Genomic DNA, 16,457 nt, shown 5'->3' with positions numbered 1-16,457 from the left:
GAGGCCCCTGCCAGAAAGGCAGTCGCCCCTCACGGGCTGGCTCCGCCTGCCCGCTTGTGGTTGAATGCCGTCCATGTTTGACGTCGATCAACTCGCCTGCCAGCGCGGCGACCGCCTCCTGTTCCGCCGGCTGGGCTTTTCCCTGAAGCCTGGCGAATTGCTGCGCATTGCAGGCGCCAATGGCATGGGAAAAACCAGCTTGCTGCGCCTGCTTGCCGGACTATCGCCGCCCGCCGTCGGAACACTGTGCTGGCATGGCACCTCGATTCACGTCCAGCGTGAGGCGTTTCACGCAGCCCTGCTCTATCTGGGCCACGCTCCGGCTCTCAACGAATTGCTCACTCCGGTCGAGAATCTGCGCTTTGCCTGCACTGCAGCTGGCACTCCTGTCAGCCACGCAGACTGTGTCGCAGCACTATCGCAGATCGGACTGCAGCACCAGACCACTCTGCCTTGTAAAGTTTTGTCACAGGGCCAGCGTCGTCGTGTCGGGCTGGCACGACTGTTCCTCGCAGCAGATCGTCCTCTTTGGATTCTTGACGAGCCTTTCACGGCTCTTGACGCAGATGCGGTGGCCGGGCTGACGGCCACGCTGGATGCGCATTGCGCGGCCGGCGGCAGCGTGATCTTCAGTTCGCATCAGGACGTTTCCTTCCGGACGCCATTGCGGATCCTTGATGTAGAGACGTTTGCTCCATGAACACCTTTTTCTCCGTCCTGCATCGAGACATTCTCCTGGCATGGCGCGCGCGCGCCGACCTGCTGGTCGCGCTGTCCTTTTTCGTCATCGTCGCAAGCCTGTTCCCTTTTGGCATCGGTTCAGAAGCAGAACAGCTGCGTACCATCGGTCCCGGCGTCGTGTGGGTCGCAGCACTCCTTGCCAGCTTGCTCGCCCTGCCCCGCCTGTTTGCGCAGGATTTCGACAATGGCGTGCTGGAGCAACTGCTGCTCTCGCCCGAACCCTCCGTTATCTGGGTCAGCGCCAAGATCCTCGCCCACTGGCTCACTACCGGTTTGCCGCTGGTGCTGATCGCCCCGCTGCTGGGTCTGATGTATCGGCTGGAGCCTGGCGCCACCCAGGTACTCGTCGCCAGCCTGATGCTGGGGACCCCCATCCTGTCACTACTCGGAGCCATCGGCGCAGCACTGACGCTGGGCCTGCGCGGCGCCAGCAGCCTGCTCGCCCTGCTGGTCCTGCCACTATGCGTACCGGTGCTGGTTTTCGGTGCAGGTGCCGTGGATGCATGGGCGGGGGGCATGAGCATCACGCCGCATCTCTCCCTGCTGGGCGGCGCCAGTCTGGCGGCGCTGGCGCTGGCGCCATTTGCTTGCGCGGCGGCCCTGCGACTGGCCTGTGAATGACCTCTCTTGAAACAGATCAAGGCACCTGCAGGCACATTTCTTCGTATCATGCGGAACTGCCTGAGTACTTACAGCTGAAACCATGAACATCTTCAGGTTTTCCTCACCGCAGACCTTCTACCCGCTCGCCGGCAAGCTCGTGCCCGTGTTTGCAACGCTGGCCGCCCTGTGCTGTGCCGCGGGCCTGTACATTGGCTTCTTCGTCGCCCCCGTCGATGCCGTGCAGGGTGAGGTCTACCGCGTGATCTACATCCACGTCGCCGCCGCCTGGATGAGCATGTTCATCTATCTGGTGATGGCCTTCTGGTCAGCGATCGGACTGGGGCTGGGTACGCGCCTGTCGTTCTACGTCACGCAGGCACTCGCCCCCACCGGGGCGCTGTTCTGCTTCATCGCACTGTGGAGCGGTGCGCTGTGGGGCCGCCCGACCTGGGGCGCCTACTGGGTATGGGATGCACGCCTGACCTCGCAACTGCTGCTGCTCTTCCTCTACTTCGGCTTCATCGCGCTGACCCGCAGCATCGAAGACCCGCGCCGCGCCGACAAGGCGGGCGCCATCGTCGCGCTGGTCGGGGCGGTCAATGTGCCCATCATCTATTTCTCGGTGAAATGGTGGAGCACCCTGCATCAGGGCGCCTCGGTCGGAGCCGGCAGCTCGGCCAGCGTAGCAGCGTCGATCAAGCTCGGCATGCTGGTCATGGCTTTCGCTGCCTGGTTCTACAGCCTCGCCGTCACCTTTGCCCGCACCCGCAGCATCATTCTGGAGCGCGAACGCCACACCGACTGGGCGGCGGCCGAAATTGCCCGGCTGGGGAGTCGGAACAACAGGGAGGATCGATAAATGCAGTGGCAATCCTTCAGTGAATTCATCGCCATGGGCGGGCGCGGTTTCTTCGTATGGGGTTCCTACGGCGTGAGTTTTCTGCTCATCGCTGCGGAACTCTGGCTGCTGCACCAGCGTCGGAAGCAGAGCCTGCAGCGCCTGTGCCAGTTGCAGCAAATTGAAAAGGACTGACGTGAAACCCCGCCACAAACGTTTTCTGCTCATCGGCATCGCGCTGGCCCTGCTTGGCGGCGCCACCGCGCTGGTGCTGAATGCCTTCAACGACAATCTGGTGTTCTTCCACACTCCGAGCGAAGTGGCCGAGGGCAAGGTGCCGCAGGGCCGCAACTTCCGCGTCGGCGGCATGGTGCTGGCGGGCTCGCTGCAGCGCAACGCAGATGGCCAGACCGTACGCTTCGTAATCACCGATACCGCGAAGACGGTGCCGGTGGTGTACAAAGGCGCGCTGCCGGATCTCTTCAAGGATGGCAAAGGCGCCGTAGCGCAGGGCAAGCTGGGCGCCGACGGGGTGTTCACCGCCACCGAAGTGCTCGCCAAACACGACGAGAATTACATGCCGCCGGAAGCCAAGGACGCGATTGACCGCGCCCACAAGACAGCGCAAACGATTTCACAGTAAGGCGGGTTAGCCGAAGGCGTAACCCGCCATCCTGATGCTCAACAATTGCCGCGCGACTCATTCCTCCGCCCGGCGAGACTGGTACGACTGACCCATGATCCCCGAACTCGGCCACTTTGCCCTGATCCTCGCCTTTGTCACCGCCGCCGTGCTCGGCAGCCTGCCGCTGCTCGGCGCCCAGCGTGGCGATGCGGCACTGATGGCGGTCGCCCGCCCGGCCGCACGCGCGCAGTTCGTGCTGGTGCTGGTGGCGTTCGCCTGCCTCGCCTGGGCCTTTGTCGACAACGATTTCTCGGTGGCTTACGTCGCCTCGCATTCGAACACGCAGTTGCCGCTGGTCTATCGCCTGACTGCCGTGTGGGGCAGCCACGAGGGCTCGCTGCTGCTGTGGGGGCTGATGCTCACCGGCTGGACCGCTGCGGTGTCTTTCTCGAAGCGCCTGCCGGAAGTTTTCTCGGCGCGCGTGCTGGCCGTGCTCGGACTGGTCAGCGTGGGCTTCATGGCCTTCATGCTGATCACCTCGAATCCCTTCACCCGCCTGCTGCCGGGCGCACCGGAAGGCAACGACCTGAACCCGCTGCTGCAGGACCCGGGGATGATCATCCATCCGCCGCTGCTGTACATGGGCTATGTGGGCTTCTCGGTGGCCTTCGCGTTTGCCATCGCGGCGCTGATCGGCGGCCAGTTCGACGTGGCCTGGGCACGCCTGTCACGGCCGTGGACGCTCACCGCCTGGCTGTTCCTCACGCTGGGCATCGCGGTCGGCTCCGGCTGGGCGTATTACGAGCTGGGCTGGGGCGGCTGGTGGTTCTGGGACCCCGTGGAGAACGCCAGCTTCATGCCCTGGCTGGTCGGCACCGCGCTGATCCACTCGCTGGCGGTCACCGAGAAACGCGGTGCCTTCAAAAGCTGGACGGTGCTGCTGGCCATCTCGGCTTTCTCGCTGTCGCTGCTCGGCACTTTCCTCGTGCGTTCCGGCGTGCTGACCAGCGTGCATGCGTTTGCCACCGACCCGAAACGCGGCGTGTTCATTCTTGCGCTGCTGGTCATCGTCATCGGCGGCTCGCTGGCGCTGTATGCCTGGCGCGCCCCGAAGCTGGCGGGCGGCGGGCGCTTCGGTCTGCTGTCGCGTGAAACCCTGCTGCTGACCAACAACGTGCTACTCGCCGTGGTGTGCGCCACGGTGCTGCTCGGCACGCTGTACCCGCTGTTGATGGATGCACTGGGCGGCGGCAAGCTCTCCGTCGGTCCGCCCTATTTCGAAGCCGTGTTCGTGCCACTGATGGCGCCGGTCGTGCTGCTGATGGTCGTCAGCCCCTTCGTGCGCTGGAAGGATCACGCTTTCGGCACGCTGGTGAGCCGCCTCTGGCCTGCGTTTGCAGGAAGCCTGCTCGCAGGCGCGCTGCTGGCGTGGCTCTCCGGGCATCCATCGTGGAGAAGTACGCTGGGTTTGGCTCTCGCGGCATGGGTACTGGCGGGCAACGTGCAGCTTCTATGGGCCCGCATGCAGGGTGAAGACGGCCTGTGGGCGCGGCTCTCCGGCATCCCCGGTTCGTGGTGGGGGATGTGGCTGGCGCATCTGGGCATCGGCATCTTCATCATCGGCGTGACGCTGGTGAAGACGCTGGAGGCCAATGTCGACGTCACCGTGAAGATCGGCAGCAACACGCAGCTGGCGGGCTACGATTTCCGGCTGGACGGGGTCAATGAAGTCAAAGGCCCCAACTACGTCGCCGCGCAGGCCACGGTCAGCCTCGCCCGCGACGGCCGGCAGATCAATGTCCTGCATCCGGAGAAGCGTATCTACACAGCTCGCCAGATGCCGATGACCGAATCCTCGATTGATACCGGCCTGTTCCGCGATGTGTATGTCTCGCTGGGTGAAGCCGTCGGGCCGGACAGCTGGGTGCTGCGCCTGTACTACAAACCCTTCGTCAGCTGGATCTGGGGCGGTTGCCTGCTGATGGCGCTGGGCGGGCTGTGCGCGGCACTGGATGCGCGTTACCGCAAGACAAAAACCAAGGTGGCCGCATGAGTCTGGACTCTATCGAACTGCACGACGCCGTACTCAAAGGAATGGAAATAAACGTGGCAACGGACACGATTTCCATTTCTCTGGACTATTACCCAAACGGAAACAACTCACGCCAACGCTGCCCCGCCAACATCCGCTTTGAAGGTGTGTCACAGCACTCACAAATCGCTGATTTCGCAGAGTTGAAGTCAAATGCCAGAGCTGGAAATATCGTTTCGTGGGCCCCGTCCCCAACGCAAGGAACCACTTTCATTTACTTGGCCCGCGGTCTTATCTCTGTCACCGCACAACTGTGCCATTTCATCAGCGCAGAAGAATCCGCATGAAAGCCAAAGCCCTCATCCCTCTCGCGATCTTCATCGGCCTCGTCGCCTTCCTCGCCATCGGCCTGACTCTCAATCCACGCGAGATTCCCTCGCCGCTGATCGACAAGCCGGCGCCGGCTTTCAATCTGCCGCAACTGCAGCAGCCCGAGGCGCAGCTCAAGCTCGCCGACATGCAGGGCAAGGTCTGGCTGCTGAATGTGTGGGCGAGCTGGTGCGTAGCCTGCCGCGAGGAGCATCCGGTGCTGATCGACTTCGCCAAACGCGGCGTGTTGCCCATCATCGGCCTGAACTACAAGGACAAGCGTGACGACGCGCTGGGCTGGCTGGGCCAGTTTGGCGACCCGTATACGCTCTCCATCGTCGATGCCGACGGTCGCGTGGGCATCGACTACGGCGTGTATGGCGTGCCGGAAACCTTCCTCATCGACGGCAAGGGACGCATCCGCCACAAGCACATCGGCCCGCTCACGCCGGAGGTGCTGGAGAAGGAATTGCTGCCACGGATCAAGGAGTTGCAGGGTGCGTGAATCTCTCTCCAGGCCCCGGATGGCACAGCGCTTGATCCGGGCAATATGCATCGTATTTTTCAGTGTCTCGGCCTTCGCCGCGACGCCCGAAGCGACCGTAGACGCCCGCGCCACGCGGCTTGAGGAACAGTTGCGCTGCCTCGTCTGCCAGAACCAGTCGATTGCCGAATCGCAGGCCGATCTCGCCATGGACCTGAAGCGCCAGGTGCACGAGATGCTTGCCGCCGGCAAGAGCGAGGCCGAGGTGCGCGACTTCATGGTCGAGCGCTATGGTGATTTCGTGCTCTACGACCCGCCGCTGAAAACCGGCACGCTGATTCTGTGGCTCGGCCCGCTGCTGCTCGTCCTCGGCGCACTGGCCGCCTTCTTCTGGCGCCTGCGCCAACGCCGCAGCGAGCCCGCCGAGGCGGTGCCGGATGCCGCCGCACTGGCGCGCGCCCGTGCCCTGCTCGACAAGAAAGAAAGCTGACATGAGCCCCTTCCTGATTGCCGCCGGCCTGCTCCTGCTCGCCGTACTCGCCGTGCTGCTGTGGCCCTTGTGGCGCCGGCCCGCAGCGCTCGAAATCCCCGCCGAAGCGCCTGCGCTACGCATCCTGCGCGAGCAGCGCGCCACCCTGGACGCCGAACTGGCTGCCGGCCAGATCGACGCTGCCGCCCACGCCGAAGGCCTCGACGAACTGGCTCGCCGCGCCTTGGCAGAAGCGGATGTCGCTCCCGCTGAACAGGCACTCGCCGTGCCGCGCCGCGGCTGGGCAATTGCCACCGGGCTGGCAAGCACCCTGCTCGCCGTGGGGCTGTATCTGGCGCTGGGCAATCCGGCCGCACTGGACCCGGCACTGCGCGTTGCACCGCAGGGCATCAGCCCGCTGCAGATCGAAGCCATGGTCGACAAGCTCGCCGCCAAGGTGGCGGCCAATCCCGATGACCTGGAGGGCCTGCACATGCTGGGGCGCTCCTACATGGTGCTGGAGCGCTTCAAGGACGCCAGTGACACCTTTGCCAAGCTGGCGCAGAAGCAGCCGGCTAATGCGCAGACCTTCGCCGACTGGGCCGATGCCTTGGGTAGCGCCGGAGGCTCACTCACCGGCGAGCCGGCCAAACTGGTCGCACGTGCATTGCAGCTGGACCCCGCCAACGTCAAGGCGCTGGCCCTGGCCGGCACGATTGCCTTCGACGCGGGCGATTACAAACAGGCGGTCAGCCTGTGGGAAAAGATGGCCGCCCATGTCGATCCGCAAAGCGACATGGCGCAATCTGCCCAGACCATGATTGGCGAGGCGCGCAAACGCGCTGGCCTGCCGATCGCCAGCCCGGCACAACCCGCCGCAGGCTCGCTCAGCGCGAGCGGGAAAATCACCCTCGCGGGAAAAGAGATGGCAGCGGGCATCAGCCCTGAAACCAGCCTCTTCGTGTTTGCCCGCCCCGCCGCGGGTGGGCCGCCACTCGCCGCACTGCGCTTCAAGGTGAGCGATCTGCCGCTGGATTTCGATTTCCGCCAGGCCACGCTGATGATGGCCGGCGCGGCCCTGCCGGAAAAAATCATCATCGGCGCGCGGATCTCGAAGTCTGGCAATGCCACTCCCGGGCCTGGCGATTTGCAGGGTTTTTCGCCCCCGGTCGCGCCGGATGCACAAGGGATAAAACTCGTCATCAGCGAAGAAATTCCGCGCTGAACGATGGTGGGCGCCTTGCCGGGGTGCCCAATTATTTTTGCTTTTGTGTGACTTATTTCACATTAATCAAATTCGACAAATTGTTGATTTAGCGAACAATTTTTCGCCGGTCCGGCTTGGGCAACCACCGGTCGCAAATGCTCGATATCGCCTCTTCAGACAGTATTCCGTGGGCCCTGAGACAGCTAGCATTCACACAGTTGTCACGAAACCCACACCATGTTCGACGTCGCCATTTACAGTAAAACCGCCAAGGGCCGGGCCGAAATCAGCGAGCGCACGCTGGGCCTGAATCCGCGCCTGCGCCGTGCCCTGATCATGGTGGATGGCAAGACGCCCTTTGGCGAACTGAGTGAGTTGCTCGCACAGCTCGGCGACCCGAAGGACATCATGCGCCAGCTGAGCACGCTGCGTCTGGTTGAATCCGACTACGATCTGCCGGAAATGCCCGAATTCCCCGGCATGATGCTCGAAGGCCCGACCACGGTGATGGAGCTCCACTCCACCAGATGATGCTGCTGCGGCGTGATGGACCAGATCGCGTACGCCTGCGCCGGCAGCACTCCAAAGCTGCCATGGTCATGCAAGACCAGTTCGCCACCCGGCCAGAAGCCGGCCAGCACCTCTTCCAGACTTGCACCTGACGCAAAGCACTGCGCCGCCGCGTTCTGCCGTGGCGCCTGCGCAGTCGCAGTCACATCGTGATAACTCGCCCAGGAATGCCCTTGCAGGGCAGCCTGCAGCGCTGCCGGCCAGCCCGGGTCGAGGCGCTCAAGCTGCTGGCCGATGGAATTGGCGAAAAGGATGGCTGCCCGCGGATAGGCTTGTGACAAGGCTCTTGGGCCATCCATGCCGGAGAAGCAATCCACGCGCCCTTTTTCAAAGTGGATACCTGCAAAGCGCCGCCGCAAGAGGCTCCTGGCGATGGGGTCCGGCTCAAGAATCGTCACGCGTGCAAAGCGCGCAAGGAAGCCCGCATCCAGCGTATAGCCGGCACTTGGCCCGACGATGACCAGTTCCTCCTGCGCGGGCTGCCAGTCAGCGAGCCAGCGCGCCACCTGCGCCGCGAAGGGCTGCCACAGACGGCGTCGATAACGCAGCGCACGCCAGTGGTAGACCAGCCCGCCGCTGGCATGCCACAGATGGCTGCGCAGGGCGCTCACTCCAGCAGAGCCTTCAGCTCCGCCCGCAGTTCCGCCACCTCGGCACGCAGCTGCATGACCTCTTCGCGCAGGCTGACGACATCGGCCGCCAGGCCTGAATCGCTGGCGCGTGAAGTGGCGGCGGGCAGCGCGGAGATGTCCGGCATGCCACACAGCAGATGCGCCCAGCGACTCTCGCGCGCGCCTGGTGCACGCGGCAGCAGCACCGTCAGCGGCGCGGCCACACGGGTGGCAAGCTCTTCAAGGAAGGCTTCCAGCGATGACGCATCGGCAAAGCGGTACAGCCGTTCGCAATTCGCGCGCAGCTCCGCCACGGTCTGCGGCCCGCGCAGGATCAGGGTGGTAACGATGGCGACGGCGGGAGTCGGCAGCTGAAACACCTTCGGCAGGTTATGACCGTACTTGGTCACCCGGCCGCCCGAGGATTCGACGATCAGGCTGTAGCTGCGCAAGCTGTCCAGCGCCTCCAGCGCAGCGGATTCGCTGATCTCCATGACCGGATCGCGCGCGGTCTTCTGGTTGCAGCCGGTGATCAGCGCATTCAGCGACAGCGGGTAGGTATCCGGCACGGTGGCCTGCTTCTCAACCAGCACGCCGAGGACGCGGGCTTCAACAGGGCTGAGTTGTTGCGGTTCGGACATGGAGTCTCCTGAAACGTTCTGTGCAATGGATGGGCGCCAGATCATGCCTCCGGCCAGGGCAGTGACCAGGGTTTGCCGGTGAGCTGATCGCTGGTCAGCGCAAAGAGCGCCCCCTCGGCGGGACGCTCGACGAAGTCGTAGCATACGTCCTGCCAGGTGAAGCGCAACGCGTAGGCATGCAGATAACCGCGGTCGGCCGGGCTGCCGCCATAACGCGCATCGCCCAGGATCGGGGCGCCCAGGCTCTTCAGCGCCACGCGCAGTTGATGGGTACGGCCGGTCAGCGGGCGCAGCACGAAGAGGCGCAAACCATCTGCTGCCGAGAAGCTGAAGAACTGGGTGGCGCAGCGCAGCTCACCTTCACGAGCCAGGCGCCAGCAACCGGCGCGCGCCTTGAGCATGGCGCCTTTCACCCAGCCCTGCTTTTTCGCCGGTTTGTGATCAGAAAGTGCAAGGTAGCACTTGGCCACTTCGCCATCTTCGAACATGCGCCCGAATTCACGTGCCGCATCGGCGTGCCGGGCAAAAATGACCAGCCCCGAGGTGATGCGATCCAGCCGATGCACCGGATGCAGGCCAGGTTCGCCGGTGAGTGCCTTCACCAGCGCAACATAGCCGGGCACCTCGCCCTCGGTATGAAAACTCACCCCCGCCGGTTTGAGGGTCACGAGAAAATCCGGGTGGCTGAACAGCACACGCGGCGCCAGCGGGGCGTCAGACACTGCGGACGTCATGTCCACAGCGCATGAAAATGCTGCACCGGTCCATGCCCCTGGCCCACGCTGAGCTGGCCGGAGGCTGCAATCGCCCCGCGCAGCCAGTCGCGCGCGCCGCGTACGGCATTCTCGACAGGGCGGAATCCTCCGGCATGCTGCGGCAATAGGGCCGCTATCGCCGAAGACAGAGAGCAGCCGGTGCCATGCGTGTTCTTCGTTGCGATGCGCGGTGCGGACATTTCGATCATGTGGTCACCGTCGAAAAGCAGGTCGACCAGCTCGTCACCCGGCAGATGGCCGCCCTTGAGGAGCACCCAGCGCTCGCTCGACACAGGCAGCATCTCGCGCAGACGCTCGGCCGCGCGATACATTTCCTTCACCGACTCCGGGGCACGGCATTCAAGCAGCACCCCTGCCTCCGGCAGGTTCGGCGTCAGCATGAAGGTCTTCGGCAGCAAGGCTTCGATCAGCATGCTGACCGCACTTTTAGCGAGCAGGTGGTCGCCGCTCTTGGCGACCATCACCGGATCACACACCACGTTTGCGGCCTGCCAGTGATGCAGGCGCTCGGCCACCGTGGCAACGATATCGGCGGCACCCAGCATGCCGAGTTTGACCGCATCGATGCGCACGTCGGCAAACAGGGTATCAATCTGCTGACGGAGAAAATCGGTCGGCGGCACATGCACACCCGTGACCGCCTGCGTATTCTGTGCGGTGAGTGCAGCGACCACGCCACAACCATAGGCGCCAAGCGCCGAGAAGGATTTGATGTCGGCAAGAATGCCAGCCCCGCCCGAGGGGTCTACGCCGGCGATGGAAACGACATTGGGAATGCTGCGGGTCATGGCGGATACGCGGAAAAACCGGAGGCGCCATTGTCGCAGATGCGGCGGCGCTTCGCAGTGCCTGTCTGCACCACCATACACAGCCTTGCTGCACCGGCAGGCTGCCGCAAGAAGCAGTACCGGCGCGGGTCTTCAGGCCGCCGGTTTGATCCGCCGGACAGCGGCGCGATGCGCCTCGTCAAGAGCGGAGCTGTCGCTGTCCGCTCCCTGCAGCGCAAGCCCGGCCGCGTCGGTCCCCGGCAGCGGTTTCGTGCTGCGCACGGCGCCGCTGGTCTGACTGTCAGACAGCGCTGTCGCCAGCAAGAGCATCAGGAACATCGGCGTACGCTTCATGGCACTTCTCCGCAACTGCATGCAGTGAAGCATAGAAAGCTCGCCTCCCCCTCACAAGGCCGGATTTTGCTGCTGCAGCGCAGCATTGGCTGATGTCGGTCAAGTAAAGTCGTGTTCCGCAAACGCACAAACAAAAGGCGCGGAAATCACTCCGCGCCTTTCTCACCGCTCACGCAGCGTGCATCAGTCAACCGTCAGCGGATAAATGTCCTTGATGTCCATGATGTTCTTGCGCCCATCGGCCAGCAAGGTGTCGCCATGGATATAGCCGCCCTGCGAACGGAAGCCCGGCACCACTTCAGGACAACCGCGCTCGGTGGCGATCAGTGTCAGCAGCGCCAGCGCATCGGTATCGTCAAAACGGCAGTGGATGTGCTTCTCGCTCGGCACGAACATGCCACGATGAGCATGTTTTTCCATGATCCGTTCACCGATGCTCTTGGCCAGCTCCAGATAGGCTGAGGCTCCCGTGGCACGCGCGACTTCAAGCACTGCGAAGAGCAGGATGGCGTCAGCCTTGGTCGCCACCAGCGGCCCCTTCGGTGCCTTCGGATCGGCCGGATTCCATTCGCCCAGACCGAAGTTCTTCGCCATCGCCACCACGTGCTGCCACAGGGAATCACGCCCCGAGATGACCCAGGCGGTGACGGTGGACAGGAACACGATGGTATTGATCGGCTTGCGCTCGAAGACCCAGCCCTTGCGGCCGTAGAAGCCACGCCGCTTGAATTCGTGGCCGGTCAGATCCTTGCCGTCGGCAAACATCGGTTTGATCTGGTTGGTTTCCGGCACGTAGGCATACTTGAGCCAGGCATCCAGCCCATCAACCGCCCACTGCTTGAGCTTCTCGCCCTTGGGACCGAGCTGGCGCGCGAGGGTCAGCTGGGCCAGCGTACTGTCACCATAGATGCCTTCCGGGCCATTCATGGCGTCCGGGTCCATCTTGAACAGCACCCATGCTTCCTTGGCCACATCGCCGTATTCCGGGCCGAACTGACGCTGGGCGCGATCACCGTAGAAGGAGTAGGTGAATTGCGGGTGATTTTCGTCTTCTGGCGGCTCCTCGCGCTTGACCGGACGATTGAACTGGTAACAGCCCAGACCCGTGGAAGGGTAGCGCGTACGCACGTACTGCCAGGCCATGAACTCGGCCCACTCGAGCGCCTTCTCTTCACCCGGCACGATCTGGCCGAGCAGGCCGGCAGAATAGATCAGGTCGTTGCCGATATTCACGAAGGACAGGCCCTTGGCCTCGCGCATCAGTTCGAGGTCCGGGTGCATCGGCTTGTCCCAGAAGCCCTCTTCGACCAGCGGCCGGCCGTAGCTACCGTGGCGCGTCAGCTCCAGGGTTTCCCAGTTGTCGATGTGACAGTTCCACTCGGCCTTGATCAGGCGGGCAGCAGCACGCGCATCGACTTCGAACATCAGTTCGTAAAACGGATAGTGGTGCTTGATTTCGTGCACCTTGCTCTTGCCCTCGGGGCCAACGGTGTCGAGCGTTTTCAGATCCAGGAAACAGTGCCCGCCCCAGGTCAGCAAGCCACTCTCGTCGGCATGATCGAAGTGCCAGCGGATCGCATCCTTGGCGGCCTGCTTGTATCTGGGCTCGCCGGTCAGGGCCGACAGCGCCGTCAGCGTGCGGAACAGGTTCTGCTGCGACGCGATGTTCGACGGCTCCCAGTCGCGACCTTCCATGTTGCGCCATTTCACCGGCTCACCCGTGAAGGTGTTCATGCCGTCAAAAAACAGCGGCGTACCGTGATAGGGGTCCCGATACTTGTCGAGAATGGTATCGGCGTACTGACGGATGTAGGCGAGCATCTTGTCCATGGTGTGCATTCCTGAAGCGGCGGAGCGAGAACGGCGATGATACGTCGAATAACTTACGGCTGGCGCGGCAGCGAGCTTGAGAAGGCGCCAGACTATCGTGTTGATAGACGTCCACCACTCCCTTGCAAAGGGGCTGTGCGCCTGGCATTGCAGGGCCAATGCCTGCAAACCGTTGCCAGACGGGTCTCTCCGGCAGAGCCCCCGGAAGAGGCTTGCCACAAGCGGCTTTCGGGCAGGCGCCCGAAAGATCTCCGGCCGGAAAAAGAAAAACGGGCGCCCGCAGGCGCCCGTGAAATTCCGCTTTTGGCGGACCCGGATCAAATCAATAGTGGTAAGCCGATTCGCCGTGGCTGGTAACGTCCAGACCTTCGCGCTCTTCGTCTTCCGGCACACGCAGACCGATGAACATGTCGACCAGCTTGTAGGCCACGAAGGACACCACGCCAGACCAGATGATCGTCATGCCGATAGCCTTGGCCTGAATCCAGACCTGACCGGTGATGGAGTAGTCAGCCGAAGCCGCGTTGGCAACGTAATCGAAGATGCCCATGCCGCCCAGCGACGGAGCTGCAAACACGCCGGTCAGCAAGGCGCCGAGGATGCCGCCCACACCATGCACACCAAACACGTCGAGTGCATCATCCGCACCAATCAGGCGCTTCAGACCATTCACACCCCACAGGCAAACCACGCCCGCAGCCAGACCGATGATCAGTGCACCGCCCACACCGACGAAGCCGGCTGCCGGCGTCACCGCCACCAGACCCGCCACCGCACCGGAAGCAGCACCCAGCATCGAGGGTTTGCCCTTGATCAGCCATTCAGCCACCAGCCAGGACATCGTTGCCGCAGCCGTTGCCAGCCAGGTATTCACGAAAGCCAGACCCGCGTAACCATTGGCTTCCAGCGCCGAACCGGCGTTGAACCCGAACCAGCCCACCCACAGCAGCGAAGCGCCGATCATGGTCATGGTCAGGCTGTGCGGTGCCATTGATTCCTTGCCGAAACCGATCCGCTTGCCCACCAGGAAGGCGCCAACAATACCGGCCACCGCCGCATTGATGTGCACCACCGTGCCACCCGCGAAGTCCAGAGCGCCCCACTGGAAGAGCTGGCCTGCAGTCGCACCGGCAGCCGTTGCTGCGTCAGCCGAGGTGTAGGCATCCGGACCCGCCCAGTACCACACCATGTGACAGATCGGCAGGTAGGAGAAGGTGAACCAGATCACCGAGAAAGCCAGCACGGCGCTGAACTTGATGCGCTCGGCAAAGGCGCCGAGGATCAGGCCGACAGTGATCGCTGCGAAAGCGCCCTGGAAAGCCACGTAGATCAGTTCGGAGACCACGGTGTTCTTCGAGAAGGTGGCCGCAACACTGTCAGGCGTCACACCGGAGAGCAGAATCTTGCTGAAGCTGCCGATGAAAGCATTGCCCTCGGTGAAGGCCAGCGAGTAACCGTACACCACCCACAGCACTGTAATCAGCGCGAACACCACGAAGACCTGGATCAACACCGACAAGGCATTCTTGGTGCGCACCAGACCACCGTAGAACAAGGCCAGACCGGGGATCGACATCAGGATCACGAAGGCTGCGGAAACCAGCAACCAGGCGTTGTCACCCTTATTCGGCACCGGCGCCGGAGTGGCTGCAGCGGCTGGCGCAGAAGCATCGGCAGCAGGTGCCACAGCCGGTGTGGCCGCAGCGGGGGCCGACGCTTCGGCAACAACGGGCGCACTGGCGGCTTCTTCAGCCGACGCAGCGCCGGAGAGCATGACGGCAAGCGCCGTCAATGCAATGGCGAGAAACTTTTTCATGTCTCTACTCCCTTTGGATCAGAGGGCTTCCACGCCGGTTTCACCGGTGCGGATGCGGATGGCTTGTTGCAGGTCGAACACGAAGATCTTGCCGTCGCCGATCTTGCCGGTGTTGGCAGCCTTCTCGATAGCTTCGATCACCTGATCGAGCAGGGCGTCGTCAATGGCGATCTCCACTTTGACCTTGGGCAGGAAATCGACCACGTACTCGGCGCCACGGTACAGCTCGGTATGGCCCTTCTGACGACCGAAACCCTTGACCTCGGTGACCGTGATGCCCTGCACGCCGATGGCGGACAAACCTTCACGCACTTCGTCGAGCTTGAAGGGCTTGATGATGGCGGATACGAATTTCATGGATTACTCCTTGATTCCGGCGCGACGCTTGCGCGTCACCCCCGGGTGAGATGATTAGAACGTCTTGCCCAGCGACACTACGATGCGGTCGGCACCCAGATCGCGATTCAGCGCACTGCGATAAAAATCACCTGTACTGGCCTTGGCCGTGGTGGTGACGTAAGCCACACCCACCGCCCAGCCCTTCAGGTCATACGTCACGCCAGCCTTGTAATCGTTGTACGAAGCATTCGGGAAGTTGGCGACCTGCTGACGACCTGCGTGCAGGTTCAGCGTGAAACCGGCGCCCAGTTCCGGGTTGGCGGACAGGTCGAAGTACTGGCTGCCGTCCGTCTTCTTCGTGCTGCCGTCTTCCTGCACCGATTGGGCGCCAAACAGATTGGAGAAAGAACGCGAATACTTGAAGCTGGCAAACTTGTAGCTGACACCCAGATAGCCTTCCAGCGTATCCGGATTCACGAAGCCGGCGGGATAGGTGCCCGGGTAGTTGTACTTCAGTACACCCACGTCGAGGGTCACGTCACCGAACGCATGCTTGTAGCCACCATAGGTGTCGATTTCGACCGGCGCGCTGACACCGGCAACCTGTGCATCCGACAGCCAGCTGATATTCGAGGCCCAGGCGCCGACATACACGCCGCTGCTGTGGCTGTAATCCACCCCGCCCTGAATGGCCGGCTTGCGGTTAGTCTGGGCAATGCCACGATAGATGTACTCGGAGGCCACCGTCATGTTGCCCGTGAAGGTGTGCGGCGAAGCAGGGGCTTCATCGGCAGCCAGAGCAGGCAGGGCAGACAGGGCAGACAGCAGGGATGCGGCGATGATCGACAAACGCATGGTAAGGCTCCTGAAAGAGGGTGAAAGTAACGCTGCGAGAAACCTGTTAGCCGGTTTCGTGCCACTTTCGCGAAGCCCAGTCACAGCAAGGCTTTCAAGGAGTTTTCAAAGGGCCTGCCCGAAAGGGTGAGGCACGGCTTTCGCGCAGTCTGCCCACGCCGCATCACGCTGGTGCATCACTCTGGTGCATGGCCCTGCTGATGTGCTGGGCTATACTCGCCACGACCCCGCGCACCTCGCGCGCCCTCATTCAAGGAGCATGGAAATGATCGATCCCGGCAAACCCGCGCAGATCTTCGAAGAAATGGGGAACAAGTTCTCCGAACTGCTGCAGAGCGGCCCGGCCAAGGACTTCGAGAAGAACGCCAAGGCCCTGTTCAGCAGTGCCATGGGGCGGCTTGATCTGGTGACCCGCGAAGAATTCGAAGTGCAGAAAGCACTGCTTCAGAGCGCTTGCGAAAAAATCGAAGCACTGGAAAAGCGCATCGCCGAACTGGAAAGCGCCCGCAAGGAAGATCCGGAGCCCTGAG

Annotated in this window: 21 protein-coding genes; 12 read left to right on the top strand and 9 right to left on the bottom strand. The window is 62.9% G+C overall.

Features of this window, described 5'->3' with window-relative positions; all coding sequences use genetic code 11:
• Window positions 1-73 precede the first annotated feature (73 nt).
• From ccmA to Q9Q94_RS06645, 11 genes are all read left to right on the top strand, one after another.
• Window positions 74-700, top strand: a complete 627-nt coding sequence (gene ccmA, locus Q9Q94_RS06695) for a cytochrome c biogenesis heme-transporting ATPase CcmA (RefSeq protein WP_305979247.1) — start codon at window positions 74-76, stop codon at window positions 698-700.
• Complete coding sequence (ccmB, locus tag Q9Q94_RS06690) at window positions 697-1,362, top strand: heme exporter protein CcmB (RefSeq protein WP_305979246.1); 666 nt, start codon at window positions 697-699, stop codon at window positions 1,360-1,362. The genes ccmA and ccmB overlap by 4 nt, the downstream gene beginning before the upstream one ends.
• An 82-nt stretch (window positions 1,363-1,444) precedes the next feature.
• Window positions 1,445-2,203, top strand: coding sequence for a heme ABC transporter permease CcmC (gene ccmC, locus Q9Q94_RS06685; RefSeq protein ID WP_305979245.1), 759 nt, complete (start codon window positions 1,445-1,447; stop codon window positions 2,201-2,203).
• Window positions 2,204-2,377 carry a heme exporter protein CcmD gene (gene ccmD / locus Q9Q94_RS06680; RefSeq protein ID WP_305979244.1) on the top strand — a complete coding sequence of 58 codons (174 nt, stop codon included), beginning with the start codon at window positions 2,204-2,206 and terminating at the stop codon, window positions 2,375-2,377.
• 1 nt (window position 2,378) lies between these two features.
• Window positions 2,379-2,825 (top strand): cytochrome c maturation protein CcmE, encoded by a 447-nt coding sequence (ccmE, locus tag Q9Q94_RS06675; protein WP_305979243.1) that lies wholly within the window; start codon window positions 2,379-2,381, stop codon window positions 2,823-2,825.
• 94 nt (window positions 2,826-2,919) lie between these two features.
• On the top strand, window positions 2,920-4,860 hold the full coding sequence (locus Q9Q94_RS06670; RefSeq protein ID WP_305979242.1) for a heme lyase CcmF/NrfE family subunit: 1,941 nt from the start codon (window positions 2,920-2,922) through the stop codon (window positions 4,858-4,860).
• A complete protein-coding gene (locus tag Q9Q94_RS06665) occupies window positions 4,857-5,186 on the top strand; it encodes a hypothetical protein (RefSeq protein WP_305979241.1) in 330 nt (109 codons plus the stop codon). The genes Q9Q94_RS06670 and Q9Q94_RS06665 overlap by 4 nt, the downstream gene beginning before the upstream one ends.
• A complete protein-coding gene (locus tag Q9Q94_RS06660; RefSeq protein WP_305979240.1) occupies window positions 5,183-5,713 on the top strand; it encodes a DsbE family thiol:disulfide interchange protein in 531 nt (176 codons plus the stop codon). Before Q9Q94_RS06665 ends, Q9Q94_RS06660 begins: the two co-directional genes overlap by 4 nt.
• Before the next feature lie 19 nt (window positions 5,714-5,732).
• Entirely contained in the window at window positions 5,733-6,182 is a 450-nt protein-coding gene (locus tag Q9Q94_RS06655; RefSeq protein WP_305979239.1) for a cytochrome c-type biogenesis protein, read from the top strand.
• Between the two features lies 1 nt (window position 6,183).
• Complete coding sequence (ccmI, locus tag Q9Q94_RS06650) at window positions 6,184-7,386, top strand: c-type cytochrome biogenesis protein CcmI (RefSeq protein WP_305979238.1); 1,203 nt, start codon at window positions 6,184-6,186, stop codon at window positions 7,384-7,386.
• A gap of 219 nt (window positions 7,387-7,605) precedes the next feature.
• Window positions 7,606-7,899 carry a hypothetical protein gene (locus Q9Q94_RS06645; protein WP_305979237.1) on the top strand — a complete coding sequence of 98 codons (294 nt, stop codon included), beginning with the start codon at window positions 7,606-7,608 and terminating at the stop codon, window positions 7,897-7,899.
• Here the strand turns inward: Q9Q94_RS06645 and Q9Q94_RS06640 are convergent.
• The 9 genes from Q9Q94_RS06640 to Q9Q94_RS06600 form a co-directional block, all read right to left on the bottom strand.
• Window positions 7,815-8,549 (bottom strand): hypothetical protein, encoded by a 735-nt coding sequence (locus Q9Q94_RS06640; protein ID WP_305979236.1) that lies wholly within the window; start codon window positions 8,547-8,549, stop codon window positions 7,815-7,817. The two genes, Q9Q94_RS06645 and Q9Q94_RS06640, sit on opposite strands and share 85 nt — an antisense overlap.
• Window positions 8,546-9,190: a YceH family protein gene (locus tag Q9Q94_RS06635; protein WP_305979235.1), complete on the bottom strand. Its 645-nt coding sequence runs from the start codon at window positions 9,188-9,190 to the stop codon at window positions 8,546-8,548. The genes Q9Q94_RS06640 and Q9Q94_RS06635 overlap by 4 nt, the downstream gene beginning before the upstream one ends.
• A 41-nt stretch (window positions 9,191-9,231) precedes the next feature.
• Entirely contained in the window at window positions 9,232-9,912 is a 681-nt protein-coding gene (locus Q9Q94_RS06630) for a pseudouridine synthase (protein ID WP_305979234.1), read from the bottom strand.
• Between the two features lie 8 nt (window positions 9,913-9,920).
• The gene (gene thiD / locus Q9Q94_RS06625; protein ID WP_305979233.1) at window positions 9,921-10,754 is read right to left on the bottom strand and encodes a bifunctional hydroxymethylpyrimidine kinase/phosphomethylpyrimidine kinase; all 834 of its coding nucleotides are present in this window, start codon (window positions 10,752-10,754) and stop codon (window positions 9,921-9,923) included.
• A 132-nt stretch (window positions 10,755-10,886) separates the two neighbouring features.
• A complete protein-coding gene (locus Q9Q94_RS06620; protein ID WP_305979232.1) occupies window positions 10,887-11,087 on the bottom strand; it encodes a hypothetical protein in 201 nt (66 codons plus the stop codon).
• A 183-nt stretch (window positions 11,088-11,270) separates the two neighbouring features.
• Window positions 11,271-12,917 carry a hypothetical protein gene (locus tag Q9Q94_RS06615; RefSeq protein WP_305979231.1) on the bottom strand — a complete coding sequence of 549 codons (1,647 nt, stop codon included), beginning with the start codon at window positions 12,915-12,917 and terminating at the stop codon, window positions 11,271-11,273.
• A 322-nt stretch (window positions 12,918-13,239) separates the two neighbouring features.
• Window positions 13,240-14,733: an ammonium transporter gene (amt, locus tag Q9Q94_RS06610; RefSeq protein WP_305979230.1), complete on the bottom strand. Its 1,494-nt coding sequence runs from the start codon at window positions 14,731-14,733 to the stop codon at window positions 13,240-13,242.
• Window positions 14,734-14,751: 18 nt separating this feature from the next.
• Window positions 14,752-15,090 (bottom strand): P-II family nitrogen regulator, encoded by a 339-nt coding sequence (gene glnK / locus Q9Q94_RS06605; protein WP_305979229.1) that lies wholly within the window; start codon window positions 15,088-15,090, stop codon window positions 14,752-14,754.
• 54 nt (window positions 15,091-15,144) lie between these two features.
• The gene (locus Q9Q94_RS06600) at window positions 15,145-15,927 is read right to left on the bottom strand and encodes a TorF family putative porin (RefSeq protein ID WP_305979228.1); all 783 of its coding nucleotides are present in this window, start codon (window positions 15,925-15,927) and stop codon (window positions 15,145-15,147) included.
• Between the two features lie 259 nt (window positions 15,928-16,186).
• Between Q9Q94_RS06600 and Q9Q94_RS06595 the strand changes: the two genes are divergently transcribed.
• Window positions 16,187-16,456, top strand: a complete 270-nt coding sequence (locus tag Q9Q94_RS06595; protein ID WP_305979227.1) for an accessory factor UbiK family protein — start codon at window positions 16,187-16,189, stop codon at window positions 16,454-16,456.
• Window position 16,457: the final 1 nt, after the last annotated feature.

The sequence above is a fragment of the Uliginosibacterium sp. 31-16 genome (assembly GCF_030730865.1).
Lineage (GTDB): Bacteria > Pseudomonadota > Gammaproteobacteria > Burkholderiales > Rhodocyclaceae > Uliginosibacterium.
Note: the sequence above shows the minus strand (reverse complement) of the source record. Positions and strands in the feature narration are given on the sequence as shown.

Coding starts and splice junctions, on each gene's coding strand:
- Q9Q94_RS06665 (WP_305979241.1), top strand. CDS start 4,857: ATGAGTCTGGACTCTATCGAACTGCACGACGCCGTACTCAAAGGAATG.
- glnK (WP_305979229.1), bottom strand. CDS start 15,090: ATGAAATTCGTATCCGCCATCATCAAGCCCTTCAAGCTCGACGAAGTG.
- Q9Q94_RS06620 (WP_305979232.1), bottom strand. CDS start 11,087: ATGAAGCGTACGCCGATGTTCCTGATGCTCTTGCTGGCGACAGCGCTG.
- Q9Q94_RS06615 (WP_305979231.1), bottom strand. CDS start 12,917: ATGGACAAGATGCTCGCCTACATCCGTCAGTACGCCGATACCATTCTC.
- amt (WP_305979230.1), bottom strand. CDS start 14,733: ATGAAAAAGTTTCTCGCCATTGCATTGACGGCGCTTGCCGTCATGCTC.
- ccmI (WP_305979238.1), top strand. CDS start 6,184: ATGAGCCCCTTCCTGATTGCCGCCGGCCTGCTCCTGCTCGCCGTACTC.
- ccmC (WP_305979245.1), top strand. CDS start 1,445: ATGAACATCTTCAGGTTTTCCTCACCGCAGACCTTCTACCCGCTCGCC.
- Q9Q94_RS06645 (WP_305979237.1), top strand. CDS start 7,606: ATGTTCGACGTCGCCATTTACAGTAAAACCGCCAAGGGCCGGGCCGAA.
- Q9Q94_RS06655 (WP_305979239.1), top strand. CDS start 5,733: ATGGCACAGCGCTTGATCCGGGCAATATGCATCGTATTTTTCAGTGTC.
- ccmB (WP_305979246.1), top strand. CDS start 697: ATGAACACCTTTTTCTCCGTCCTGCATCGAGACATTCTCCTGGCATGG.
- thiD (WP_305979233.1), bottom strand. CDS start 10,754: ATGACCCGCAGCATTCCCAATGTCGTTTCCATCGCCGGCGTAGACCCC.
- Q9Q94_RS06635 (WP_305979235.1), bottom strand. CDS start 9,190: ATGTCCGAACCGCAACAACTCAGCCCTGTTGAAGCCCGCGTCCTCGGC.
- Q9Q94_RS06600 (WP_305979228.1), bottom strand. CDS start 15,927: ATGCGTTTGTCGATCATCGCCGCATCCCTGCTGTCTGCCCTGTCTGCC.
- Q9Q94_RS06670 (WP_305979242.1), top strand. CDS start 2,920: ATGATCCCCGAACTCGGCCACTTTGCCCTGATCCTCGCCTTTGTCACC.
- ccmD (WP_305979244.1), top strand. CDS start 2,204: ATGCAGTGGCAATCCTTCAGTGAATTCATCGCCATGGGCGGGCGCGGT.
- Q9Q94_RS06595 (WP_305979227.1), top strand. CDS start 16,187: ATGGAAATGATCGATCCCGGCAAACCCGCGCAGATCTTCGAAGAAATG.
- Q9Q94_RS06660 (WP_305979240.1), top strand. CDS start 5,183: ATGAAAGCCAAAGCCCTCATCCCTCTCGCGATCTTCATCGGCCTCGTC.
- ccmA (WP_305979247.1), top strand. CDS start 74: ATGTTTGACGTCGATCAACTCGCCTGCCAGCGCGGCGACCGCCTCCTG.